Source organism: Sulfitobacter sp. S223, assembly GCF_025143825.1.
Lineage (GTDB): Bacteria > Pseudomonadota > Alphaproteobacteria > Rhodobacterales > Rhodobacteraceae > Sulfitobacter.
Genome location: NZ_CP083561.1, coordinates 40,371 through 62,828, shown reverse-complemented (window position 1 = coordinate 62,828; position 22,458 = coordinate 40,371). Strand labels below are relative to the sequence as shown.

General features: G+C 56.7%; 22 protein-coding genes and 1 pseudogene. 11 read left to right on the top strand and 12 right to left on the bottom strand.

What is annotated here, in order from left to right; translation table 11 throughout:
• The first annotated feature begins 133 nt into the window (after window positions 1–133).
• Window positions 134–967 carry an SMP-30/gluconolactonase/LRE family protein gene (locus tag K3757_RS18465; protein WP_260001339.1) on the top strand — a complete coding sequence of 278 codons (834 nt, stop codon included), beginning with the start codon at window positions 134–136 and terminating at the stop codon, window positions 965–967.
• Here the strand turns inward: K3757_RS18465 and K3757_RS18460 are convergent.
• A complete protein-coding gene (locus K3757_RS18460; protein ID WP_260001459.1) occupies window positions 957–1,715 on the bottom strand; it encodes a tyrosine-protein phosphatase in 759 nt (252 codons plus the stop codon). The genes K3757_RS18465 and K3757_RS18460 overlap by 11 nt on opposite strands.
• Before the next feature lie 79 nt (window positions 1,716–1,794).
• On the opposite strand from K3757_RS18460, the gene K3757_RS18455 reads away from it, so the two are divergent.
• Entirely contained in the window at window positions 1,795–2,892 is a 1,098-nt protein-coding gene (locus tag K3757_RS18455) for an aminotransferase class V-fold PLP-dependent enzyme (RefSeq protein ID WP_260001458.1), read from the top strand.
• 13 nt (window positions 2,893–2,905) lie between these two features.
• Entirely contained in the window at window positions 2,906–3,631 is a 726-nt protein-coding gene (locus tag K3757_RS18450) for an SDR family NAD(P)-dependent oxidoreductase (protein WP_260001457.1), read from the top strand.
• A gap of 4 nt (window positions 3,632–3,635) precedes the next feature.
• Here the strand turns inward: K3757_RS18450 and K3757_RS18445 are convergent, their stop codons facing one another.
• Complete coding sequence (locus K3757_RS18445) at window positions 3,636–4,394, bottom strand: N-acyl homoserine lactonase family protein (protein ID WP_260001456.1); 759 nt, start codon at window positions 4,392–4,394, stop codon at window positions 3,636–3,638.
• A gap of 24 nt (window positions 4,395–4,418) precedes the next feature.
• Between K3757_RS18445 and K3757_RS18440 the strand changes: the two are divergent.
• Window positions 4,419–5,549 (top strand): annotated as a pseudogene (locus K3757_RS18440) (aminotransferase class I/II-fold pyridoxal phosphate-dependent enzyme).
• A 17-nt stretch (window positions 5,550–5,566) separates the two neighbouring features.
• Here the strand turns inward: K3757_RS18440 and K3757_RS18430 are convergent.
• Window positions 5,567–6,442 (bottom strand): NAD(P)-dependent oxidoreductase, encoded by an 876-nt coding sequence (locus K3757_RS18430; RefSeq protein WP_260001453.1) that lies wholly within the window; start codon window positions 6,440–6,442, stop codon window positions 5,567–5,569.
• 353 nt (window positions 6,443–6,795) lie between these two features.
• Here K3757_RS18430 and K3757_RS18425 point away from each other — a divergent pair, with 353 nt between their 5' ends.
• The 6 genes from K3757_RS18425 to pqqE all read left to right on the top strand — a co-directional run bounded on the left by K3757_RS18425 (window position 6,796) and on the right by pqqE (window position 11,807).
• Window positions 6,796–8,439 (top strand): BCCT family transporter, encoded by a 1,644-nt coding sequence (locus K3757_RS18425; RefSeq protein WP_260001452.1) that lies wholly within the window; start codon window positions 6,796–6,798, stop codon window positions 8,437–8,439.
• A 227-nt stretch (window positions 8,440–8,666) separates the two neighbouring features.
• Window positions 8,667–8,771, top strand: coding sequence for a pyrroloquinoline quinone precursor peptide PqqA (pqqA, locus tag K3757_RS18420; RefSeq protein ID WP_260001451.1), 105 nt, complete (start codon window positions 8,667–8,669; stop codon window positions 8,769–8,771).
• 24 nt (window positions 8,772–8,795) lie between these two features.
• Window positions 8,796–9,692 (top strand): pyrroloquinoline quinone biosynthesis protein PqqB, encoded by an 897-nt coding sequence (gene pqqB, locus K3757_RS18415; RefSeq protein ID WP_260001450.1) that lies wholly within the window; start codon window positions 8,796–8,798, stop codon window positions 9,690–9,692.
• Window positions 9,689–10,435 carry a pyrroloquinoline-quinone synthase PqqC gene (gene pqqC / locus K3757_RS18410; RefSeq protein ID WP_260001449.1) on the top strand — a complete coding sequence of 249 codons (747 nt, stop codon included), beginning with the start codon at window positions 9,689–9,691 and terminating at the stop codon, window positions 10,433–10,435. The genes pqqB and pqqC overlap by 4 nt, the downstream gene beginning before the upstream one ends.
• Window positions 10,432–10,713: a pyrroloquinoline quinone biosynthesis peptide chaperone PqqD gene (gene pqqD, locus K3757_RS18405; RefSeq protein WP_260001448.1), complete on the top strand. Its 282-nt coding sequence runs from the start codon at window positions 10,432–10,434 to the stop codon at window positions 10,711–10,713. Before pqqC ends, pqqD begins: the two co-directional genes overlap by 4 nt.
• Complete coding sequence (gene pqqE, locus K3757_RS18400; RefSeq protein ID WP_260001447.1) at window positions 10,713–11,807, top strand: pyrroloquinoline quinone biosynthesis protein PqqE; 1,095 nt, start codon at window positions 10,713–10,715, stop codon at window positions 11,805–11,807. The genes pqqD and pqqE overlap by 1 nt, the downstream gene beginning before the upstream one ends.
• A 2-nt stretch (window positions 11,808–11,809) precedes the next feature.
• On the opposite strand, the gene K3757_RS18395 is transcribed toward pqqE, so the two are convergent.
• The 4 genes from K3757_RS18395 to K3757_RS18380 all read right to left on the bottom strand — a co-directional run bounded on the left by K3757_RS18395 (window position 11,810) and on the right by K3757_RS18380 (window position 17,823).
• Window positions 11,810–14,017 carry a PAS-domain containing protein gene (locus K3757_RS18395; RefSeq protein WP_260001446.1) on the bottom strand — a complete coding sequence of 736 codons (2,208 nt, stop codon included), beginning with the start codon at window positions 14,015–14,017 and terminating at the stop codon, window positions 11,810–11,812.
• Between the two features lie 4 nt (window positions 14,018–14,021).
• Window positions 14,022–15,200, bottom strand: a complete 1,179-nt coding sequence (locus K3757_RS18390) for an FIST N-terminal domain-containing protein (RefSeq protein WP_260001443.1) — start codon at window positions 15,198–15,200, stop codon at window positions 14,022–14,024.
• A gap of 35 nt (window positions 15,201–15,235) precedes the next feature.
• The gene (locus K3757_RS18385; protein WP_260001442.1) at window positions 15,236–15,934 is read right to left on the bottom strand and encodes a response regulator transcription factor; all 699 of its coding nucleotides are present in this window, start codon (window positions 15,932–15,934) and stop codon (window positions 15,236–15,238) included.
• Window positions 15,935–16,047: 113 nt separating this feature from the next.
• Window positions 16,048–17,823 carry a PQQ-dependent methanol/ethanol family dehydrogenase gene (locus K3757_RS18380; RefSeq protein ID WP_260001441.1) on the bottom strand — a complete coding sequence of 592 codons (1,776 nt, stop codon included), beginning with the start codon at window positions 17,821–17,823 and terminating at the stop codon, window positions 16,048–16,050.
• 275 nt (window positions 17,824–18,098) lie between these two features.
• Here K3757_RS18380 and K3757_RS18375 point away from each other — a divergent pair, with 275 nt between their 5' ends.
• Entirely contained in the window at window positions 18,099–18,251 is a 153-nt protein-coding gene (locus K3757_RS18375; protein ID WP_260001440.1) for a hypothetical protein, read from the top strand.
• On the opposite strand, the gene K3757_RS18370 is transcribed toward K3757_RS18375, so the two are convergent.
• From K3757_RS18370 to K3757_RS18350, 5 genes are read right to left on the bottom strand one after another with little or no spacing between them, the layout of a single operon-like run.
• Entirely contained in the window at window positions 18,248–19,039 is a 792-nt protein-coding gene (locus K3757_RS18370; RefSeq protein WP_260001439.1) for an ABC transporter permease, read from the bottom strand. The genes K3757_RS18375 and K3757_RS18370 overlap by 4 nt on opposite strands.
• Complete coding sequence (locus K3757_RS18365; RefSeq protein ID WP_260001438.1) at window positions 19,036–19,752, bottom strand: ABC transporter ATP-binding protein; 717 nt, start codon at window positions 19,750–19,752, stop codon at window positions 19,036–19,038. The genes K3757_RS18370 and K3757_RS18365 overlap by 4 nt, the downstream gene beginning before the upstream one ends.
• On the bottom strand, window positions 19,749–20,174 hold the full coding sequence (locus K3757_RS18360) for a hypothetical protein (protein ID WP_260001461.1): 426 nt from the start codon (window positions 20,172–20,174) through the stop codon (window positions 19,749–19,751). The genes K3757_RS18365 and K3757_RS18360 overlap by 4 nt, the downstream gene beginning before the upstream one ends.
• Before the next feature lie 27 nt (window positions 20,175–20,201).
• On the bottom strand, window positions 20,202–21,173 hold the full coding sequence (locus tag K3757_RS18355; protein ID WP_260001437.1) for a YVTN family beta-propeller repeat protein: 972 nt from the start codon (window positions 21,171–21,173) through the stop codon (window positions 20,202–20,204).
• Window positions 21,170–22,330, bottom strand: coding sequence for an ABC transporter substrate-binding protein (locus K3757_RS18350; RefSeq protein WP_260001436.1), 1,161 nt, complete (start codon window positions 22,328–22,330; stop codon window positions 21,170–21,172). The genes K3757_RS18355 and K3757_RS18350 overlap by 4 nt, the downstream gene beginning before the upstream one ends.
• Between the last annotated feature and the right edge of the window lie 128 nt (window positions 22,331–22,458).

Genomic DNA, 22,458 nt, shown 5'->3' with positions numbered 1-22,458 from the left:
ATCGCGCCAGAGGGCAAGGACCGCCCCGGTGTGTTTCGGGCCTGCCGCGCAGAAATTTGCCATGGGCTTGGTCGGGCGCAACAGCTAGGCTGGCCATCGGAGCGGGCAGGATGTGTCCGATGGGAGATTTTCTATGAGCGTTTTTGACCCGACCATTTGCACCCTTGGGGAAGGACCGCTGTGGCACCCGGAACGGCAATCGCTGTTCTGGTTCGATATTGTGAACATGCGTCTTTATGGCGAAGGTCGGGTGCATCAGTTCGAGGAATGTGTTTCCGCGGCAGGTTGGCTGGATCATGACAGCCTGTTCATCGCTTCAGAGACACAATTGTTTACCTATCACCTTGAGACTGGTGCGCAGAAACATGTCGCCCCGCTGGAGGCAGATAACGCGGTCACGCGCTCGAACGACGGGCGCGCGGACCCGTTCGGCGGCTTCTGGATCGGCTCTATGGGCAAGGATATGGAAAAAGGGGCAGGGGCCATTCACCGCTATTATCGCGGGACGGTGGAAACACTGTATCGCGACATTACCGTGTCCAACGCGATCTGCTTTTCACCGGATAGACGCTTTGCCCATTTCACGGACACCCATACACGGCAAGTAATGCGCGTGGCGTTGGACGCCGAAGGCTGGCCCAAGGCGGCGCCAGAGGTGTTCATCGACACGCAAACCGACGGGTTCTTTCCCGACGGGGCCGTGATTGATGCGCAAGGGTGTTTGTGGGTTGCCCATTGGGGGCGTTCACGGGTTGCGCGCTATGATACAGAGGGCGGATTTATGGGTGCGGTCAGCATACCAGCGCGGCAGGCAAGCTGCCCTGCCTTTGGTGGCACGGATTTGGACCAGCTATATGTCACCTCTGCCACTATGGGCATGGGGGATCGCGCAGGGCCGGATGACGGTAAGACTTTTGTCATTCAGACGCAGGCCAAAGGCCAGCGCGAACATCGGGTCATCCTGTAACGCCCATACGAACCTGAAGCCGCGAGAGGGTTTCGGTGGGGATGTCGATATGGTCAAAATACCCCATAACAGAGCCGTATTTGGTATCGAGATGCCCCAGCAATCCGGCCATAGCACTGGCGGGACTTTCAAGCAGAGTGGCATAGGCCTCGACATCGCCACCGCGCGCCCGTGACCGGCTGAGGAATTCGGCGACCAGTTCGGGGATCAGGGTTTCGGTCATCGCATAATCAGCGATGATGTCTGTATGCGACACGCCTGCCAGTCCTAACAACAGCGCGGCAATGATGCCTGTACGGTCCTTGCCGGCGGTGCAGTTGAACAGAACCGCGCCTTCGCGCACTTTGGCGATCCGATCCAGAATACCGGCAATCGCTTCGCCGCGGGTTTCGATCGCGGTGACATACATGGCCAGCAGCGGATGGCCCTCCGGCACGTCGACCTCTGCCAGTGCGGAGGGCGAAAGCGCATCGAACAACGGCAGGTTGACCCATTCAACGCCACGCATCCGGTCCAGACGGCTGGGCGCTTCCTGGACTTCGCGGGCGGTACGCAGATCGACGACCATGCGCAGCCCTTCGAAATGCAGGCGCTCCGGTTCTCCTTCGTCCAGACGGTGCAGGCAATCACCGCGCAAGAACCGGCGCCATGGCACGGTGCCGCCTTGCGCCGTCACATAACCGCCAAGATCACGGACATTATGGGCGCCGCGCAGGATGATTTGTCGGGAGGGGAGGTGTTTTATCATCGCTAACATCTAATGTGCGTGCGACAGGGGTTCAAGAACATGCGCGCAAGCTTTAGGCTTGGCCCAAACGGAGCGCGCAATGACTGACCCTGCCTATTTTCTCTATCACTCTATTGGCCAATATCCTGGAAAGGCCGAACAAATGGCCGCCGCACTTGGGCATTTCACCGATGTCTGGGGCGCATATGATGATGCGCAATGGCCCAAGATGCTGACCGCAAGGGCAGAGTTTTTGCAGCTGTGGGCAGACCTCATCGGGGCAGACGCGGGCACGCTGACATCGGCGGATAACGTGACGACCGCGCTTTATTCAGTGATGGGCGGATTGGGTGAGCGGCTGCGCGGCAAGCGGGTGCTGATCGCGGCGGATTGCTTTCCCTCGTTGCACTTTCTGCTGGCGGGGCTGGCTCCGCGCATGGGGTTCACATTGGATACCGTGCCGCTTCGCGACGGGGCGTTCTGGGTTGAAGATGACGATATGCTGGCGGCTTGGGGGCCGGATGTGGGGCTGGCTCTTTTGACGTTTGTCACCTCGACCGCATCGCACCGGCCTGATCTGGCGCGGTTGCTGGCACACGGGCAGGCGATGGGATCGTTTGTCGGGGTGGACCTGACGCAGGGCGTCGGGATTATCCCGTTTTCGCTGCAGGAAACTTCGGTAGATTTTGTGGTGTCCACCACGCTGAAATGGCTCTGCGGAACGCCGGGTGCGGGGATTGTACAAATGCGTGCAGACCTGATCGCAGAGGTTACGCCGGAGCTGCGCGGCTGGTTCTCTCAGGACAACTCGTTTTCATGGGATCTGGACGCTTTCGCCTACGCACCTGATGCGCGGCGGTTCGAGCATGGAACGCCGTCGGTCATGGCGTGCGTCGGATCAGTACCGGCGTTGCGCTGGCACGCGGGGCAAACGGGTTTGCTTGCCCACAACCGCGCACTAACCGGCGCGATCATTGATCTGGCCGATGCCGCTGGCATCCGGATAACCACGCCTCGGAACGAAGGTCAGCGCGGTGGTTCTGTCATGTTGCAGCTTGAAGATGCCCCAGCGCGGGTGGACGAATTGCGCGGACAGGGCATTTATGCAGATGCGCGCGGGACGATCCTGCGCCTTTCGCCCGGTGCGATTACAACGACGGAACATGTGGGCCGTCTGTTCGATGCGCTACGCAAATAAGAAGGACAAGAATATGCAAAAGGTTGCAGTAGTCACCGGTGCGGCAGGTGGCATGGGCCGCGCGATTGTCGCGCAGTTGATCGCGGATGGCTTGGCGGTGGTGGGCCTTGATGTGGACGCCGCAGGGCTAAAGGAGATGTCGGACGATCCATCGTTTACAGGCATTGTTACCGATCTGATGCGCAAGCCCGCGATCTCGGAAGCGTTTGAGCAGATCGCAGCAGATTTCGGCGGCGTCGATGTGCTTGTGAACAACGCGGGCACTTGTTTTATGTCCGAATTCCCTGACATCCCCGAAGACGAATTCGAACGGCAAATGGCGCTTAATTTCTCTGGCGCTTTCCACTGCTGTCAGGCGGCGATCAAGCTGATGGAAGGGCGCGAAGGCGTGCGCAAGATAGTCAATATCTCATCCAACGGTGCGTATAATTTTGATGCTTTCGATCCGCCGCATTACCGCGCTTCAAAGGCTGCGCTTGATACGTTGACCAAGGACCTTGCTAGGCGCTATGCGCGCGAAAAGATTGCCGTGAACTCTATCGCGCCGGCCATGACCGAAACGCCGCTGTTCGGTGTGGTCAGCGAAGAGGTGCTGGCCAATGCCATCGCGAAAATGCCCCATGGCCGTGCCATGCAGCCGTCAGAGATTGCAGCTTGGGTAGGCTTTCTGGTCTCGCCTGCGGGCGATATCTCAAGCGGGAATGTGATCATTCTCAATCAGGGACGGGACGTGCGCTAAGCGATCACTCAAACCAATCGGGCGCTTTCCTTAAGCTGGGCCATTGTTCGGGTGAATGTCCAAAGATCACCATGGCATCCAGATCCGCCGCCAGTTTCATCAGGCGGTCACCGTGATGGATCGCCAGCGGCACGTCCCAAGAACCGGCAAAGCCTTCGTCAATTTCTGACGCGCGGCTGATTGCGTCAGAGGTCAGCAGCACCACGCCCGTTTGCGGCAGCGTGACCAAGAACGCCAACTGACCGGGCGCATGACCGGGACACAGCAGCACGTCGAACCCTTCGCCCAAGGTGAAATCCCGTTCTACCAGCAGGTATTCCGCTTTCGGCCAGTCCATCGCCTGTTTGCCCGACCAATAAAGCGGGCGGGGCAGGGCGCGTTCGGCAGCGGAAATCAGGATTGGTGCGTGGGGGCACATGCCCATGTGACCCACGTGGTCGATGTGGGTGTGGCTTTGGATCATCAACGTGATATCGGACGGGGCTATCCCCAGCTTTGCCAGCTGAGCGGCGGGCATGTTGTCGGGCGTGACAGACAGGACACGGCCAAAGCTGCCCAGATCATCCTCTGCCGTGGCCGCCTCTGCATCCAGCGCATATTTTTCGGGAAATCCGGTGTCGATCAGTACGGTTTCATCCGCGTCGGTCTGGATGACAAAACCGCAAATGCCGATGATGCGATCATTTGCGTGGACCTGAAACAGCCCGTAATCCAGCACTGCCAGACGAATGGGTTTGCCCTTTAGCTGCACATGGTTTTTCATGGCCCAAGCAAACGGGGGCACGGCATGAAAGTCAAGATACACACGTTATTTCAATATCTTCTTGAAACGACAGAAGCCGCGCCCGAAGCCATAGTTGGCTTTTCTCTCGCGCAATCGCCCAGTTTGGGTGATTTTCTGGATGATCTTGATCCGGACATGCCGCTGGATTGGAACAACCGTGATTTCAGCGGCTTGCCAGAACTGAAAGACCACGTGTTGCGTCAGGCGGGTTTGGCGGGTGTCTGCGCGCCTGCCGATGTGCTGATCACCGCCGGTGCCGCCGAGGCAAATTATCTGGCGATCATGCAACTGCTGCAACCGGGTGACGAGATCGTGATCGAAACCCCCGGTTGGCCGCAAGCAGAGGTATTGGCAAAGGCCATCGGTGCAACGGTGGTCAAGGTAACGCGGCACGAAGCGGATGGCTGGCGTCTGCCGATTGATGAGCTGGCGGATGCTGTCACGGCCCGTACGCGGATGATATTCCTGACCAACCCCAACAACCCGACTGGCGATATGCTGGATGCGGCTGAACTGGTTGAGATCGTGCAGATTGCCGACCGCGTGGGCGCGTGGCTGCTGGTGGATGAGGTCTACGCCGGCCTTGAATGGAAGGGGCCGCGCGCGCCCAGTATTGCTGGCATGTATGCGCGCGGGATCACCACAGGGTCGGTCAGCAAGGCGCTTGGTCTGCAAGGGCTGCGCACGGGTTGGATCATTTGCCCCGATGCGGGGTTGATCCGCGATGCAGTTATCCTGCGCGAAAACTCGTCAGAGATCATGAACATCATGGGTGAGGTCATCGCTGAAATTGCCTTGCGACCGGAACGCTATGACCCCGCGTTGACCAAGGCACGGACCGAAGGGTTGGCACATCTGGCCCAAATCAACGACTGGATCGCGCAGCAAGACGGGCTGCAGTAGGTCAGTCCGCGCGCGGGGCTGATCGGTTTGGCGCATTTGCCGGACGGCATCGATAGCGAAGCGTTTGCCCGCTTCCTGCTTGCCGATCCCTACCGTACCTTTTTGCTACCGGGCAGTTCTTATGAACAACCCAACCACATCCGGTTGGGTGTTGGCGGCGGAGAGGCTGTCAATCTGTCAGAGGGGTTGAACCGGCTGTCGCGCGCGTTGAAGGCCTATCCCCGCGCCTGATTGGCACGCGGTCCGCGCTATTGGCGCAGGTCTTTCCACTGGCGGACCATTTCTGCGGGGGTCGTCTCTTTGGCGGCAAACTGGTGCAGTGCTTCCAAGGCGGCGCAGTCCAGCGTGATGTGCTGGTGACCTTCCTCATTGGCGCGGACAAGCACAAGGGGCATTTGCGCGGCTTCGGCCAGTGCGCGCATTGTGACCGGTTGTGGCGTGGCGATGTTGAGGGCCGAAGGCAGGCTGTCGCGCTGCGCCACCAATGAGCGGAATACGCAGGCAAGGCTTTTTGGCCCGATATAGGACCGTTCAGGCGTGCCCCCGTCGCTAAAATAGTCAAGCGTCAGGGTTTCACCGGGCGCCAGTGCGGCCCCATTGCACAGCAACGCATCCGCGCCTGCAACATTGCCGATCCGCAAACAGCAAAGGCCTACGCCGGATGCACGGGCGTGGGCCTGTGCCGCTTGCTCCATCTCCAGTTTCGAGCGACCGTAGTCGTTGACCGGTTTCAGGGGTGCGTTTTCGGCAAAGGGGCTGTCGCTGTAGTTTCCGTATACTGCCGAGGTGGAGGCCAGAAGGACATGCCCGATTCCAAGGCGCGCCGCCGCAGTGATGCTTGCGATTGCGATGGTCGTATTCAGCGTGAAATCGGCGCTTGGTTTGGGGACAATACCCGACAGCACAATCATGCAGTCAAAAGGGCCGGCAGTCACGACGGACGAAGAGGGTTCTTGTAGAGGGTCCCAGAGAATATCCTGAGTGTGTTCGGCGGTGGCGTGGCGCGTTTGAAAGACAAACTCTGTCTCCGGTTGCGCAACCGCACCGTCAGACTGCGCCCAGCTGCGGCGCAACAATGTGCCGATGCGTCCGCTGCTGCCCAGAACCAGAACCCGTGTCGTCATGTGTGCCCTCGTTTGCCCAACTGCGATCCATGCTCGTATATCACATTCATATTTGAAGACATCACCATGAATCCCCGCGGTTGGGTAAGCCGCTGCTGATCTCGCGACACATGTCCATATTTGAATGTGGGATATCACTGCCCATGACTGGTTGCGGTTTTGGGCAGAAGGCTGTTACGCAAGGTAGATGTGATCAAAACCATGTTGGCATTGCGGCCTTTCTCTTTTGGTAACGGTATAATCGCTGCTACTATCGCAAGGCGATGAAACGGTAAGTGGATTACTTGGCTGTTGCCCGCCCCGATGCTGACAAGGGATGATTTGGATCGACGTAATTAGAAAAGGAGATTCATTTGTCTGATGAAACAACGAACCAAGGCATACCTGCCCCACAGGGAGCCTCGGATGTCATCGATACAGAGTATGAGATCGGTCAAGATAACGTTGACGGGGCTGTTGGCCCGTTTGGTTTTGACATTCATAATCCTGTTTTTGCCATTTCAGGGGCCGCTATCGTGGCCTTTGTGTTTTTCACGCTGGCTTTGCCAGAGCAGGCGGCCGCTATTTTTAGCGGCATGTTCAATTTTACAACCAAGAACTTTGACTGGTTCTTGATCGGTTCGGCCGATTTGGTTGTTATTTTTGCATTGTTCCTCATCGTTTCGCCATTCGGTAAGATCCGGCTTGGTGGGTCTACGGCAAGCCCTGACTATACCTATCTGGGGTGGTTCTCGATGCTGTTTGCCGCCGGTATGGGTATCGGCCTGATGTTCTACGGCGTATCAGAGCCGCTGTCGCATTTCTCATCTTCTGTTGGCGGTACTGCTGCCGAAGGTGGCCTGCGCACTGACTGGGCTCCGCTTGCTGGTGCTTTGGACAATCAGGACGAAGCGATCCGGCTGGGGATGGCTGCAACGATCTATCACTGGGGTCTGCACCCTTGGGCGATTTATTCGATCGTCGGTCTCGCGCTGGCCCTGTTCTCTTATAACAAGGGTCTTCCGCTAACGATCCGCTCTGCGTTCTATCCGATCTTCGGGGACCGTGTCTGGGGCTGGCCGGGACATGTCATCGACATTCTGGCAGTGTTTGCGACGCTCTTTGGTCTGGCGACATCACTTGGCTTGGGAGCGACGCAAGCAAGTGCTGGTTTGAACGAGCTGTTCGGCATTCCGATGGGGAACAAGACAGAAGTTATTCTGATCTCTGCGATCACGGCGGTGGCGCTGGTATCGGTGCTGCGCGGGCTTGATGGCGGTGTCAAAATCCTGTCCGAGATCAACATGGGTCTGGCCGGCTTGCTGGCGCTGTTCACGCTGATCGTCGGTCCGACTGCCTTTCTGATCTCGTTCTTCTGGGACAGTCTGACAGCCTACGTCGAATATCTTCCCGGTCTTGCCAATCCTTTTGGCCGTGAAGATGTGAACTTTAGCCAAGGCTGGACTGCGTTCTATTGGGCGTGGTGGATTAGCTGGTCACCTTTCGTCGGCATGTTCATCGCACGTGTCAGCCGTGGCCGTTCGGTGCGTGAATTCATCATTTGCGTCTTGGTTATCCCGTCGCTGGTTTGCGTGGCTTGGATGTCGATTTTCGGCGGCACTGCAATCCATCAAGTTATCACGGACGGGTTCACAGGCGCCCAGTCAGCGGAATTGCCGCGCCAATTGTTCCAGATGTTGGGGGAACTGCCACTGGCGTCGATCACCTCGTTTATCGGTATCGTGCTGGTGATTGTTTTCTTCGTGACGTCATCGGATTCAGGTTCTTTGGTGATTGATACGATCACGGCAGGGGGCAAGGTAGACGCACCCGTGCCACAGCGCGTGTTCTGGTGCATCTTCGAAGGTGCCGTTGCGATTGCACTGTTGCTTGGCGGCGGTCTGGCGGCACTTCAATCGATGGTCATCTCGACAGGTTTGCTGTTCACCGTGATCTTGCTGGGGCTGTGCTATTGCATCTTCCGTGGCTTGCAGAGCGAGCGTGCCGAAACGAAATAGTTTCGACGCAATCTTTAATAATCCTGCGGGCGCATTGTAATCGGTGCCCGCAGGGGACGCCCCATCAACGGTGACGTCTAGCCTGATGCTTTGCCGCTTTGAATGTGGTATGAATCAAAGAACGTGAAGATCGGACCGGGGTATAACTTGCACCTTGGTCGCATAGACATACGACCTTACCAGAACGAAACTGTACTGGTATGCTTTATTTTTTGGGAGGAACTAAGATGGCATGGGCGAAACCAATTATTCGTGAAATCGAATGCGGCATGGAAATCAACATGTACGGTCCCGACGGCGATCGCGAGAGCGACGACGGCGTTTTGTTCTAAGAAACCATGCGTGCGGGGTAATTAATGTCATTCCGCGCGCAAATTCTTGGTGCTGCTGCAGGGGGCGGTTTGCCACAATGGAATTGTGGCTGCGATAACTGCAACCTTGCGCGTAAAGGGGCGATACCGCCTCAGACCCAGTCATCGGTCGCGTTCAGCGCGAACGGGGCAGACTGGGCGATTCTCAATGCATCCCCGGACATACGCGATCAAATGGCGCGTGCTTCTGTCTTGCACCCGACAGGTCTGCGCAAGTCGCCCTTACGGTCGGTGTTGCTGACGAATGGGGATATAGACCATGTTGCAGGGCTTTTGACTCTGCGCGAGCAGCAGGCGTTTGAATTATTCGCAACTGCCGAAATTCATCAGGTCATTGCCGACAATCCGATATTCGCAGCGTTGAACCCGGCGTTTGTCACCCGTAGCAGTATTGCACTGGATCAGGAATTTGAACTGGCGGCAGGCCTGACCGCACGGTTGTTCGCCGTGCCGGGTAAGGTGCCTCTTTATCTGGAGGGGGCCACCGTACAGACCGATCTGCAGGGCGAACAAACCGTAGGTGTGCACCTAAGCGCCGAGGGAAAGAATGTGTTCTATATTCCGGGCTGTTCGACGATGACAGATGATCTGCGCGATCGCATCAGCGGTTCGGATATGGTGATGTTTGACGGTACGCTGTGGCAAGATGATGAAATGGTCACGGCGGGTCTAAGCCAGAAGACAGGACAGCGCATGGGACATATGTCGATGTCGGGGCCCAATGGATCCATTGCAGCATTCGAGGATATATCTGTCAGGCAAAAGGTCTTTGTTCACATGAACAACACCAATCCCGTTTTGCGCCCCACGTCAGAGCAAAAGAAACAGGCCGAGGCGGCAGGGTGGACGATTGCTCAGGACGGAATGGAATTAACGATATGACAGCATCACCTGCGGAATTCGAAGCCAGACTGCGCCAAATCGGGGCAGAGCGGTACCACGACAAGCATCCGTTTCATCATCTGCTGCATTCGGGGGGATGCTCTCCCGATCAGGTACGTGCCTGGGTGATCAACCGTTTTTACTATCAGGCAAGCATACCGATCAAAGACGCTGCTTTCATGAGCCGCGTGGATGATCCTGCCTTGCGCCGGGCGTGGCGATCCCGGATCGAAGATCACGATGGCACGGATCAGAACGAGGGGGGCATTTCGCGTTGGCTGCGGTTGGCGGATGCTGTCGGGCTGGACCGCGAGTATGTTGCAAGCAAAAATGGTGTACTACCTGCGACCCGCTTTGCTGTGGATGCTTATGTGCGATACGTGCGCGACAAGACTTTGCTTGAGGCGGTGGCAGCATCCCTGACTGAATTGTTCGCGCCCAAAATCCACGCGGCCCGTATCGAAGGTTTGCTGGCGAATTACGACTTCGCTGATGACAGCAGCCTGTCCTATTTCCGCAACCGGCTTAACGAGGCGCCCAAAGATGTGGCCTTTGGTCTTGCATGGGTTCTTGAGCATGCTGACACCGCGGAAAAGCAGGATGCAGCGGCGGCCGCGTTGATTTTTAAAACCGATGTTCTGTGGGCGCAGCTTGATGCGCTGCACGCAGCATATGTGACGCCCGCGCGCATTCCGCCGGGTGGGTGGCAGCCGGGCACGCATTTGATTGCGGCCAGCACATGACACAGATTGCCAATGACGCCATTCCTGTGATCCCCCGCGGCGTGCGCTTGCACAAGGACACGGTGCGCGATCTTTGGGTGTTGCTTGCTCCGGAGCGAACGATCAACCTTGATCCCATCGGATTTGCTATCCTGAACGAAATCGACGGGCAGCGTAACTTTGGCGAGGTCGTGGCGCGTTTGGCGGATGCCTATTCCGCTCCGGTGGATCAAATTACCGGTGACGTGGCCGAATTTTTGACCGGTCTGAGCGATCGCCGCATATTGGAGCTGACCTGATGGTCCCGCGCGCATCTATCCCCGCGCCTATCGCGATGCTGGCAGAGCTGACCTATCGCTGCCCGTTGTCCTGCCCCTATTGCTCAAACCCGGTGGAGATGGCCAAGAAAGAAAGTGAGCTAGACACCGATGTCTGGCTGGATGTGTTTGAGCAGGCTGCAAAATTGGGTGTTTTGCAGTTACACCTGTCTGGGGGCGAACCTGCGTCGCGGCGCGATCTGGTGGCGCTGGTCGCAGGCGCACGCAAGGCGGGCCTGTATACGAACCTGATCACATCGGCGATTGGTCTGACGCAGCGGCGTTTGGCCGAGCTTGAGCAAGCAGGGCTGGATCATGTGCAACTGTCCTTGCAAGGCACAGACGCCGAGATGGCGGACAGGATTGGCGGGTACAAGGGTGGTTTCGCGCGCAAGATGCAGGCGGCCGAATGGATCGTCGAGGCCGGATTTCCTCTGACGTTGAACGCTGTTGTGCATCGCCAAAACCTGCATCAGTTACCCGACGCGATCGAAATGGCCGTAGCCATGAAGGCGCGGCGTATGGAGGTCGCCATTGTACAATTTCACGGCTGGGCGATGCTCAACCGCGAAGCAATGATGCCGACCCGTGAACAAGCCGCCGAAGCCAGCCGGATCGTGGCCGAAGCCAGAGAACGGCTGAAGGGAACTTTGGTGATTGATTACGTCCCCGCTGATTATCACAGTGATTATCCCAAAAGATGCATGGGCGGGTGGGGAACGACCGGGCTAAATGTTACGCCAGACGGATTGGTGTTGCCGTGTCATGCCGCACAAACGATCCCGACGCTTGAATTTGATAATGTAAGTGACAAACGCCTTGCCGATATCTGGTATGATGGGTCTGCCTTCAACGCCTATCGGGGCGAAGACTGGATGCAAGAGCCTTGCAAATCCTGCGACCGGCGCAAGCTGGATTTCGGGGGCTGTCGTTGTCAGGCGATGGCAATTGCAGGCGATCCGGCAGCGACTGATCCGGTATGTATAAAATCACCTCTGCACGACAAGATGACGGAACTTGCGGACGCGTTGTCACACGACGAAACCGCAGAACTGGTGTACCGAAAAAGCCCCTGAGATCAGCCCACGTCAGTCTTGAGCATGTCGAGCAGCATGCGTTTCAAGCGGTCTTTCTCAACCGGTTTTGGCAGCAGTTGAACACCCAGATTTTTGCAGGCGTCACGCAGGACCTTGGTACGTTCGGCTGATATGATCACGGCGGGGACGGGGCCATACCGTGCATTCACGCCTTGCAGGAACTCGATGCCATTTTGACCAGCGCCGAGCTGGTAATCAATCAGCATTGCATCCGGAATCAGCTGTATTTCACCAAGTATAACAAGGGCTTCTTCTGCGTTTTGGGCGTGAATAACAGTCCCGCCAAAGCTTTCGATCATGATGGTAATGGCATGGGCAAGCTGTAGATTATCCTCCACCAGCAGCAAAAGCTGATCCTCCAGGGTGCCGTGCCGCAGTGTTGGTCGGCCACGGGCGGGGGTGCTGGTGTCCGTGTCGCCGACGTGGATCGGGACGTTCAGCGCAAAGCAACTACCGACACCCGGTTCGGACCATAGGCTTAGCGGGTGATCCAGCCCTTTGCAGGCGCGTTCCACGATCGACAAGCCAAGCCCCAAACCGGTGTCGGAATTATCAGGCGACAGGCGTTCGAATTCTTTGAAGATGGTTTGCTGGTCTTCATGGGCGATGCCACGCCCTGTGTCCCAGACCTCGATCCGTGCGGCTGTGTCGGTGCGGCGGACACCGACCAACACGCGACCGCTGTCAGTATATCGAATGGCGTTGGTCAGCAGGTTTTGCACAATCCGCCGTAGATATCCCGGATCGCTTTCCACTGTCAGACCGCATTCCATGATGGTCAGGTCGATGCCTTTTTGCTGGGCCAAAGGCATCAATTCATTGCGGAGCGGGACAAAGATACCGGACAGACGCAAGGGTCGCACATCGAACACAGCTTTTCCCGAATCCAGCTTCGAGATGTCCAGCAGCGCGGCGATGAACTGTTCAACACTGCTCAGCGCCATTTCGGCCTTATCCAAAATATTTTGCGTATCCTCCGGATCGGTCTGGTCCGATAGCGAAGACACAAAGAGTTTGGCGGCTGACAGAGGTTGCAGCAAATCATGGCTGGCTGCCGCCACGAACCGTGACTTTGAGGCATTGGCGCGCTCTGCCTCGGCCAGGGCCATTTCCAGTTCCCGTGTTCTGTCATCGACCCGCTGTTCAAGCAGTTCATTCATTTCAAACAGGGTTCGGGCTGCGGCCCGTTCGGCGGTCACATCGGTGAAGCTGATCACCAATCCACGGTCGGGCATTTCCTGTGCAAAAACGCTGTAGGTTTGACGGGTGTCGCGGGTGATTTCAAAAAGGATCGGCGTACGGCCGCACTTTGAATTCGCCCATTCGCGCAGATCCTCTACGCCGAAACCCGGGCCAAAGGTCAATTCATCTTTCAGACGCTCCAGCAGGACCGAAAACTCCATCCCGAGAACGGCGGCGTTTGGGGCTGCTTTGAACAGACCATTCATGCGGGAATTCCACCCCACCAGAGTTTGCGAGTTGTCAAAAATGCATACACCCTGATTCAGGTGGTCAAGCGTGGCCTGCAATATCTCGGCTTGTTTGCCGCGGATTTTGTCACGTTCCTGGCGTTCGCGGCGGATGATTGTGGTCACATCCGTTTGCAAGATCACGGTGCCCCCGCGAGAGGTCCTGTGTTCGCTGACCTGTAACCAGCGGTCCCATTTAAGTTTGACGTTGAATACAACGTGATCATCACGGTGGCGGGCCATACGCTGCGCTGCCCATTCGGCGGCGGTTTGCCCCTTGGGCAGGCCAAGCATGTTACTTTCCGAGATCAGTTTGACGTATTGATCAAACTGCAGGCCCCTGACAAGCTGCCCTTCAATGTCGACCAAATCGCGGCAAAAGCGGCTGTTTGACAAGACCAACCCGTCCTTTTCCTCGAACAGGGCAAACCCTTCGTTGATTGTTTCGATGGCTTCCGTCAGGTTTGAACGGGCTTTTTCGGTCTCGTCATTTGCGATTTCAAGACGGGTGTTGGATTCCTGCAAAAGGTCCAGCGCGCGTTCCAGATCAAGGGTCCGTTCACGGACCTCCGTTTCCAGCAGGGCAGCGCGTTCAAACTGCTGATAGGCAAATCCGGATTGCTCATTCTTCTGCTCAACCCGCCGCATCAGCGACTGGGCAATCTGCAAGAGTTTTTCGTTCTGCCGCTCGATTGAATCTGCGGGGTTGATCAGGGACATGAGCTTAGTCTTCTTCGTCATAGATGGCGACGCCGGTCATTGTATGGTTCACGTGCAGGGCACCGATCTGTTCACCGTAGGTCGAAAATCCGGTGACGTTATAGGATGACATCACATCGGACAGAGCGTGTGTGATCTGGCGCTGTTCTGCTTCGATGCGCCGCAAGATGCAGTCACAGCCCAGAATAACCGACGGTTTCTTGTTGGCTGATAGCCCGATCATTTTGTTGCGCAAATGTTCGACCATGTTTTGCGGGGCGGCAACCGTCAGCACCATGCCCTCGTCGATCGCAGAGAAAAACACCAGCTCGCCTGCGCTATTGACCTGCTGGATCGCGCGAACATGGTGTGCGCCGCCAATGCGCACGACAACAGGATGCGACGCGAATGTGAGCCTGTCCAGCTGTTCGGGGTCTCTGCCCACGATGCGGGCATATTCTCGCGCAGCGGGCTCAGCGTTGATTGTTTTGACAATCCGGCGGTCCGGATCGGCCCCCGTTACGACCATCTGGTGGTCGGAAGGAACAAGGTGATCAAGGCTGAAAACCTGTGTGCGATAGCGGCTGCGCACAAGTGTCAGAATAGCCGCGTTCTGCGCTACTTTTCCGTTCAATGCGACGGATGTATGTTCAAAGTTGGTCCCATCGCCGGCTGATCCACCGAACATCGGCATATCGCGGAGGGCAGGGGAGATTGTCGCGGTCAGACCGTCTTCGGCACGCGACAGCCCGTCCACCAAAAGGAATGCAAAGCCAGAGGTCATTGTCGGATGGCGTTCTTGCAGTTTCACACGTTCCATCGCGATACGGTCAATCAGGGGGATGGGGGCAAGATCGTTGATATCCTCGACCATCAAAGATGTTGTCGCAAAGCCCGAAGACGGGAAGCCAAGCGCGATGATCTGCCCCTCATCGTAGCCACCAGCGCCAATCTCACCTGCAGTGGTGCAGGCGGCGACATTGGTATCGGGGAAAAGTGTTTCGGCTTCTGCGACAATTGTTGCGAAATCTGCCTTGGGTGAAACAAACAGTGCCAGAAAGCTAAGCATTTCGGCGCCGAACTTTTGTCTGATGTATGCGATGGGTGACACGGTGTCCCACGACACCTGTCCGGTCAGCACCACAGGTGGCACGACGGAGTCGGTCGCTTTAGCCGGTTGCCCGGCTTCAACAGTCTTTATCATTTTAGAAGTTCTCCCCGAGGGGAAGGATATTCTGGTCACCCTGCAGATGGCAAGACGTTTGCAAAGCGGGCATCTTGCGCAACCAGCACGGCTTGGGTTCTGCTTTGAACGCCAAGCTTGCGCATGATGGCGGTGACATGTGCTTTGACCGTGGTTTCGGCAATGGTGAGGTCAAAGGCGATCTGCTTGTTGAGCTTGCCCTCGCAGATCAGTTCCAGAATGCGGGCTTGCTGATTTGTCAGCGAAGACAGTCGGCTGACTGTTTCGTCGCGGCGGGTAGAAGTACTGCTTTCGACATAGCCGGCGGGCTCATAGACTTCGCCACGTTCGATGCAGTCAATCGCCTCTTTGAACACCGCGCGCGGGCTGTGTTTTGGTACAAACCCTGCAGCGCCCGCCACGATGGCGCCACTGATAATGGCGTTGTCGGTCATAGATGATACGATAATGACCGGCGTTTTATCTGTTTGCCGCTTCAGCCTGATCAGCCCGTCCAGCCCGTTCACATCGGGCAGGTTCAGATCAAGAATAACCAACGAGGGTGGTTCGGCCCCTTGTAACAAGGTCAAAGCGTTTTCCAGGCAATCAGCGGTTTTGACAGCAGTGAATTCGGCAACCGATTTCAGGGTAAGTTCAAGTGCATCGCAAAACAGCGGATGGTCATCAACGACCAAGGCCCAACCGTAAGACGTATGACCCGCAGCTTGATCGGGTGTTGCTGATTTATGTGCCATCATAGTTCAAGACTAGGCTGAACATGATCCCCAAGTCACCTGTCCTAAAGTATTAGAGGCCACAAAAAAACGCGCACCCCGAGGGGCGCGCGCTGTCAGTCGCAGGGAGATTGTTAATTTGCAGCGAGTTGCTTGGGCAGACGGAATGTCCACAGCAGGCCACCTTGGTTCAGGTAGTTTACCTTTTTGGCAACTTCACCACCCCAAAGTGGAACAGCGCCGCCCCAACCGGAGATCACGGTGAGGTATTGTTCGCCGTCCTGTTCCCACGTGATGGGCTGGCCGATCACACCGGAGCCGGTCTGGAAGGACCAAAGCTGTTCACCTGTCTCATCATCAAAGGCGATGAATTCGCCCTCGGGGGTGCCGGTAAAGACAAGGCCGCCAGCCGTGGTCATTACGCCGCCCCAAAGTGGTGCATTGTTCTTGAATTCCCACTTCAGCTCACCTGTGTCGGGGTCGATCGCCTTTAGGCTGCCGATGTGGTCTTCGTAGTTCGGCTTGATCGTAAAGCCGGAACCAAGATAGGCAGCACCCTTTTTGTAGGAAATCGGCTCGTTCCAGATATCCATGCCCCATTCGTTGGACGGAACATAGAACAGGCCCGTTTTCGGGCTGTGCGCCATTGGCATCCAGTTTTTACCGCCAAGAAAGCCAGGGGACGAAAAGACGACTTCGCCTTTTTTGCCATCTGCCGCGTCTGCCGGGTCACCGGGACGGTTGTCTTCGTTGAAGATCGGGCGACCGTTTTCATCGATGCCACTGGCCCATGTGATGTCTTTCACGAAAGGAACAGCCGAGACGAACTTGCCGTCTTCGCGGTTCAGGACGTAGAAGAATCCGTTGCGGTCAGCTGTTGCGAAACGTTTATTGCCGCCGCGGTCGGTATAAGCGACGACTTCGTTGACGCCGTCATAGTCCCAGCCTTCGCGCGGCGTGGTCTGGTAGTGCCATTTGATCTCGCCTGTGGCGGGGTCAATGCCGATGCGCGACGCAGCATAAAGGTTGTCGCCAGCGTTGCCCTCGGTCGGGGCGCCTGCGTTACGCAGGTGGCTGTTCCACGGGGCAGGGTTGCCTGTCCCGAAAACCAATGTGTCGGTATCCGCGTCATAGGATCCGCCCAACCATGTGGCACCACCACCGGTTTTCCACATATCGCCCGGCCATGTTGCATTCAGCTCGCCGGTCATGGTGCTTTCTTCGCCGTTCAACGTGCCCATGTGACCTTCGATAACGGGACGGGTCCAGACAATATCGCCGGTCTCGGCGCTGCGTGCCTGTACTTCGCCGACGATACCGAACTCACCACCAGAGTTACCCGTGATGATCAATCCGTCCACGATCAGCGGTGCGGCAGTGTAGGAATATCCCGCCTTATAATCGGCAATCTTCTTATTCCAGACAACGTCGCCTGTTTTTTGGTTCAGCGCCACGATGCGTGCATCAAGCGTTCCGAAATAGACGTTTTCGCCATAGATTGCGGCACCGCGGTTGACCACGTCACAGCAAGGCAGGATGCCTTCGGGCAGGCGGGCATCATATTGCCACAGCTCTTTGCCGGTCATGACATCAATCGCGTACATCCGGCTGTAAGAGCCGGTAATATACATCACGCCATCATGCACGATGGGTTGGGTTTCCTGACCACGCTGCTTTTCGCCACCAAGGCTAAACGCCCATGCGGGTTGCAGGTTCTTGACGTTTTCCTTGTTCAGCAAATCCAGTGGCGAATGGCGTTGCAGATGACGGCCCATTCCGTTTGTCAGAACGTCGCCAGTGGATGCGCTATCGTTGGCCAGCATCTCTTCTGTCACGCCGGCGGCATGTGCCCCCGATAGTCCGACAGTCGCCATGATGCCGACGGTGGCGGCAATGATAAACCTGTTCATAGTGTTGATCTCCTCCCTAGTGCCCTGTTGTGGGCGTATCCCAAAAGGCCGCGCACTTCGAACGGGCGCACTGGTCCTTGCCGCTAGTATTCGTGCAAAGTTTGATCGGGGGTATTGAACAATGGTCGTAAGGCATGGGCGACAGCCTTGCGCGGCTTCTGGCACCTTGGTCGCATTGATAAGGCGGTCACGGTATGTGTGGAAGGACAGCACATGAGATTGTTCGTATCATTAGGCACCGCCGATGTCATGGCATCGGACTGGTCCAAGAGTTGATGGCGCTGTTCATCACGCTGCGTGACGCGCGTGATGTGGCGACGATTCTTGCGACGGATATCGAGGCTGAAGCAAGAAAGTTGGCAAACAGGATTGTCACCTTGGGCGGGCAACCGGCCCAGATAACTGTCGCCAAAGCAGGCCGCACTTAGCCCTTTTTGCCAGGTCCGTTGCGTGAGGGGGTATAGCCCCACAGCGCGAGAGCGGTGAAGGCAATCGCGGCCAGCAGCGTCCAGATCAAGGCTGTGCCGTTAAACTCCAGATACAGCGCAAAGCGGATCAATTCGACTGCATGGGTAAAGGGATTGATCGCGCAAATACTGTACAGCAATTCCGAACTTTCGGCCATTTTCCACAGCGGATAAAGCGCGGAAGACAGGAAGAACATCGGGAAGATGACAAAGTTCATCACACCGGCAAAGTTCTCTAGCTGCTTAATAAAGCTGGAAAGAACCAACCCCAACGCGCCCAGCATGACCCCCGCGACAACCAAGGCAGGCAGAACTGCGATATAACCTGCGAGGGGCAGGGCGATCCCGAACGCGGCGGCAATGGCAAGGAAGGCATAGACCTGCAGGATCGAGATCACGGTCGATCCGACAAGCTTGCAAAACAGCAGCCACCATCGGGGCAGGGGGCTGGTCAGCAGCAGTTTCATGGAGCCCATTTCGCGATCGTAAACAAGGCTGAGCGATGATTGCATGCCGTTGAACAGCATGATCATGCCGCACAGGCCGGGGACGATATAAGTCTCGTAGGTGATGTAGGTTTGATAGGGCGGAATTATGCTAAGCCCAAGCGCGGCACGAAATCCTGCGGCAAACACCAGCAGCCAGACCAAGGGTCGGACAAGCGCGGCGATGAACCGTTCGCGCTGGTGGATAAACCGCAATGCTTCTCGCATGACGATGGCGAAAAGCGAGGTGAGATAGGGGCTCATGCGGGGGTTGCCGTCATGGACAGGAATTTTTCTTGCAAAGGTGTTTCGTTGCAGATGTCAGCGCAGCGCCCGCTTGCAAGAACCTGTGCGCGGTGCAAAATCACCAGATGGTCGTCGGGGTAAACCTCGTCTGTCAGATGCGTCGCCCAAAGAACGGTTGTGCCATCATCGCACAGTTCGTGCACATGCTTGGTGATTGCGGCGCGTGCGGCAGCGTCCAGCCCGACGGTTGGTTCGTCCAACAGCAAGACGGACGGATCGTGGATCAAAGCGCGGGCGATTTCGGTGCGCCTGCGGTGGCCACCATTCAGGGCGCGTGCCTTTTCACCAGCGCGGTCCAGCATCGACAGTTTATCAAGCGCGGCATCGATCCGCCGGGTGGCGTCTTTGCCCGAAATACCGTGCAGCGCCGCAAAGTAGGTTAGATTCTGGCGCACGCTTAGATCAAGATCCAAAGTAGTCTGTTGAAAAACAATCCCGAGCTCTGCCAAAGCCAGCCGCGGTTTGCGAACCATGTCATGCCCTGCGACTGAGATTTTCCCGTGTGTCGATGTGAGCAAACGTGTCAGCAATCCGAACAGTGTTGATTTCCCAGCTCCGTTTGGCCCCAGCAATGCGCAGAACCGGCCAGAGGGCACGTCAAAACTTACGTCTTTGAGCGCCTGTTTGGCTCCGTAAGAATAGCTCAGGTTCGAGACACTGAGGCCGGTCATTCGATGGTAATCTCGATCCGTTGGGTTTCGCCGGTCGTGCCGGGAATCTTCATATAATAGCGTCCCGGCTTGATCGCCAAAAACCCGATTTCCATTTCGCCGGCCTCGTCAAATTCGACACTATCAAGGCCAAGAGGGCGAATTTCCAAGCCTTCGATTACAATCTCGTCGATCCAGATCGCGCGGAAGAATTCAGCGCCGACAAGGGCCAGCTCCTGTGATCCATCTCCAATGATCTCGAATTCGTAGTAGGTGCCCGATTTCAGGGTCCACGGGCCCTGTGATATCGGCTCCCCCGCAGACAGGGTGATGGGCGGCAGGTCTTGCTTGTTTTTGCCAGACAGAACGCCTGCTGCGCCGAAGCCTTGGGCATTGGCAGGCGCGCAAAGCGAGAGGGCTGCGACGATTGTAAAAATTTTTATAAGCAAGATTAGATACCTTTCAACGAATTACGGGCGGAATGCTGCACCCCAGGGGAACCGCCCGACTTTGATGGATTTGAGCGCTTTTCGCGTGGCGACGTCAACAACCGTGACATCACCCGAAACGCCGTTGGTGGTGAACAGGCGCGATTTATCGGCATTGAACGCCATGTGCCAAACGCGGCGCCCCACAAGAATATAATCCTCGACCTCATAAGTTTGCGCATTGACCACCGCGATGTGATTGGACGGACCCAACGCCACATAGGCAAATTCGTCGTCTGGCCCGAATTCAAACCCCACGGGCTGCACCCGGTCTGCATGGACACCCGGCACCTCAAAGCTCATCTTGGCAAGTTCGGTTTGTGTGGCGGTATCAAAGACGGTCAACGTGCCGCCGATTTCGGAACTGACCCACATTTCAGTGCCGTCTTTGGCAAATTCCGCGTGGCGCGGGCGGCTGTCGACCAGCGTATTGGCGAAAAGTTCTTGTGTGGTCGTGTCAATCCAATGCGCCATATTGGTTGTCTCTGACGTCGTTATAGCGATCTTGCCATCAGGTGAAACGGCCATCCCTTCGGGTTCAACTCCGACGTCAATCTGGGCGACAACCTTGCGCGTTTTGGTATTAACAACCGTCGTGATCGCATCATCTTCGTTCGCGATATAAAGATGGGTATCATCGGGATGCAGCACGAATTGTTCGGGGTCTTCGCCCGAGGGCAAGTCGTGCAAGATCTTGCCCGTGTTCGGGTCCATCACCTGAACCGCGTCACTGTCCGACGCGCAGATATAAACCAGACTGAAATCCTTGGAAAAAGTAATGCCGCGCGGACGTTCGCCTGTGGCATAGGTATGGATAACGTCGAGCGTTTCAGTGTCTATCACGGAAACGCTGTCGTCCTTTTCATTTGTGACCCATATTTCGCCAGCAGGTGCAGCTGATGCGGCACTTAAAAGTGTACCAACGGTGATGGACGATTTCAGAAAGGAATTCATTGAAAGGCCTCGCATGTGCTTTCCGGGCGATCAAGCCCAAGGCTGTCTAGTTCGTTTGTCTGGTGCAGGAACCCTTCAAGGGGTGCTTGGGCCACCAAGGCACGGGGGTGTGCGATTGCGATCGGCTGACGCAGTTGGCCATTCCAATCGCGATAGGTCAGGGCGCGCCCCTTGAAACCTGCCAATTCAAACGCGTCGGACAAAATATAGGCGCGTAGGGTTTCGGGGTCGGTTGCATCTGTGCGGGTCACTGCTTCTCCTAATGTGCGCATGGCGGCCCAAGCTGCGTAATCAATACTGGTCATGTCGCGGCTATGCTGATCGGTGAAACGGCTTTGCAATTGCGCTGCCCCCCATTGTTCGATGACGGGTGCCCATGTCCGCGCAGACAGTCCTTCCGAGCCCACAATGGGCCGAGCCTGCCATGTATTATACAGAACATAGCGCCCGAAATCATGCAGCTCATCAGCTAGGATCAGCGCATCATAATCCCCGAAATTTTGGGTAAACAACGGAATTTCCTGCGATGCCGTGCGCCGCATGTCCGCATCTGCGTCCCATGTTTTTTCTGCTGAAAGCCGCAGGCCGAATTTTTTCAAGGACCGGCGGATGGCTGCGGCATAGGCGGTATCAGCCGGAAATGTACCCGCAATCATTACAAGGTCGGTCCAGCGTTTTTGCACCAGCACCTGCGCCAACGCATCGGTGCGCATCGCGTCGGATGGCAGGCTGTGGAACAGATTGGAGCGGCAATCGCTGTCGCGTAGGGAAATATCTCCGGCCGAGGCATTGAACAGCAACGCCCCCTGCGCTTGCGGCAAGTCCGCGATGGCAAGGATGACCGGCGCAGGGGCGTCCAGAATAAGATACGGCGTATCGGCCAGCATTTGGGCTGCGACCGCTAAAGGATCGTCACTGGCGGCCACGGTCATTGCCGTCATGGTATAGGACTGGCCCAGAAATCTGCCTGTGGTCAAATTATCCTCGAGCGCGGTTTGCGCGCCTGCCAACCCGTCGTTTTCCGGGATTGGATCAAGATTGGACAAGACAGGCGGGCGGGGGACATCCACGCGCAAATATCCGACATCAAGCGTGGTCTCGGCAAACACCGGCTGGACCATCAAGCCAAACAGGCAAAAATAGACTATTCTCCACATCCGGCTTTCCTCCCGAGGACACGCTAACAAGCGGTCTGTCACGCGTCGAATAGAACTTTGGTCGGGGGGTGCCCGTGACCGCAACCAAAGTCCAATACCGCCGGACGACCTAACCAGCCTACAAATGG

Excerpts from the sequence above, each read along its gene's own strand:
- K3757_RS18365 (WP_260001438.1), bottom strand. The coding sequence starts at position 19,752 with ATGACCGGCCTCAGTGTCTCGAACCTGAGCTATTCTTACGGAGCCAAA.
- pqqE (WP_260001447.1), top strand. The coding sequence starts at position 10,713 with ATGGTCCCGCGCGCATCTATCCCCGCGCCTATCGCGATGCTGGCAGAG.
- pqqC (WP_260001449.1), top strand. The coding sequence starts at position 9,689 with ATGACAGCATCACCTGCGGAATTCGAAGCCAGACTGCGCCAAATCGGG.
- K3757_RS18385 (WP_260001442.1), bottom strand. The coding sequence starts at position 15,934 with ATGGCACATAAATCAGCAACACCCGATCAAGCTGCGGGTCATACGTCT.
- K3757_RS18465 (WP_260001339.1), top strand. The coding sequence starts at position 134 with ATGAGCGTTTTTGACCCGACCATTTGCACCCTTGGGGAAGGACCGCTG.
- K3757_RS18430 (WP_260001453.1), bottom strand. The coding sequence starts at position 6,442 with ATGACGACACGGGTTCTGGTTCTGGGCAGCAGCGGACGCATCGGCACA.
- K3757_RS18390 (WP_260001443.1), bottom strand. The coding sequence starts at position 15,200 with ATGATAAAGACTGTTGAAGCCGGGCAACCGGCTAAAGCGACCGACTCC.
- pqqA (WP_260001451.1), top strand. The coding sequence starts at position 8,667 with ATGGCATGGGCGAAACCAATTATTCGTGAAATCGAATGCGGCATGGAA.
- K3757_RS18455 (WP_260001458.1), top strand. The coding sequence starts at position 1,795 with ATGACTGACCCTGCCTATTTTCTCTATCACTCTATTGGCCAATATCCT.
- K3757_RS18350 (WP_260001436.1), bottom strand. The coding sequence starts at position 22,330 with ATGTGGAGAATAGTCTATTTTTGCCTGTTTGGCTTGATGGTCCAGCCG.
- K3757_RS18375 (WP_260001440.1), top strand. The coding sequence starts at position 18,099 with ATGGCGCTGTTCATCACGCTGCGTGACGCGCGTGATGTGGCGACGATT.
- K3757_RS18450 (WP_260001457.1), top strand. The coding sequence starts at position 2,906 with ATGCAAAAGGTTGCAGTAGTCACCGGTGCGGCAGGTGGCATGGGCCGC.
- K3757_RS18370 (WP_260001439.1), bottom strand. The coding sequence starts at position 19,039 with ATGAGCCCCTATCTCACCTCGCTTTTCGCCATCGTCATGCGAGAAGCA.
- K3757_RS18395 (WP_260001446.1), bottom strand. The coding sequence starts at position 14,017 with ATGTCCCTGATCAACCCCGCAGATTCAATCGAGCGGCAGAACGAAAAA.
- pqqB (WP_260001450.1), top strand. The coding sequence starts at position 8,796 with ATGTCATTCCGCGCGCAAATTCTTGGTGCTGCTGCAGGGGGCGGTTTG.
- pqqD (WP_260001448.1), top strand. The coding sequence starts at position 10,432 with ATGACACAGATTGCCAATGACGCCATTCCTGTGATCCCCCGCGGCGTG.
- K3757_RS18355 (WP_260001437.1), bottom strand. The coding sequence starts at position 21,173 with ATGAATTCCTTTCTGAAATCGTCCATCACCGTTGGTACACTTTTAAGT.
- K3757_RS18380 (WP_260001441.1), bottom strand. The coding sequence starts at position 17,823 with ATGAACAGGTTTATCATTGCCGCCACCGTCGGCATCATGGCGACTGTC.
- K3757_RS18460 (WP_260001459.1), bottom strand. The coding sequence starts at position 1,715 with ATGATAAAACACCTCCCCTCCCGACAAATCATCCTGCGCGGCGCCCAT.
- K3757_RS18445 (WP_260001456.1), bottom strand. The coding sequence starts at position 4,394 with ATGAAAAACCATGTGCAGCTAAAGGGCAAACCCATTCGTCTGGCAGTG.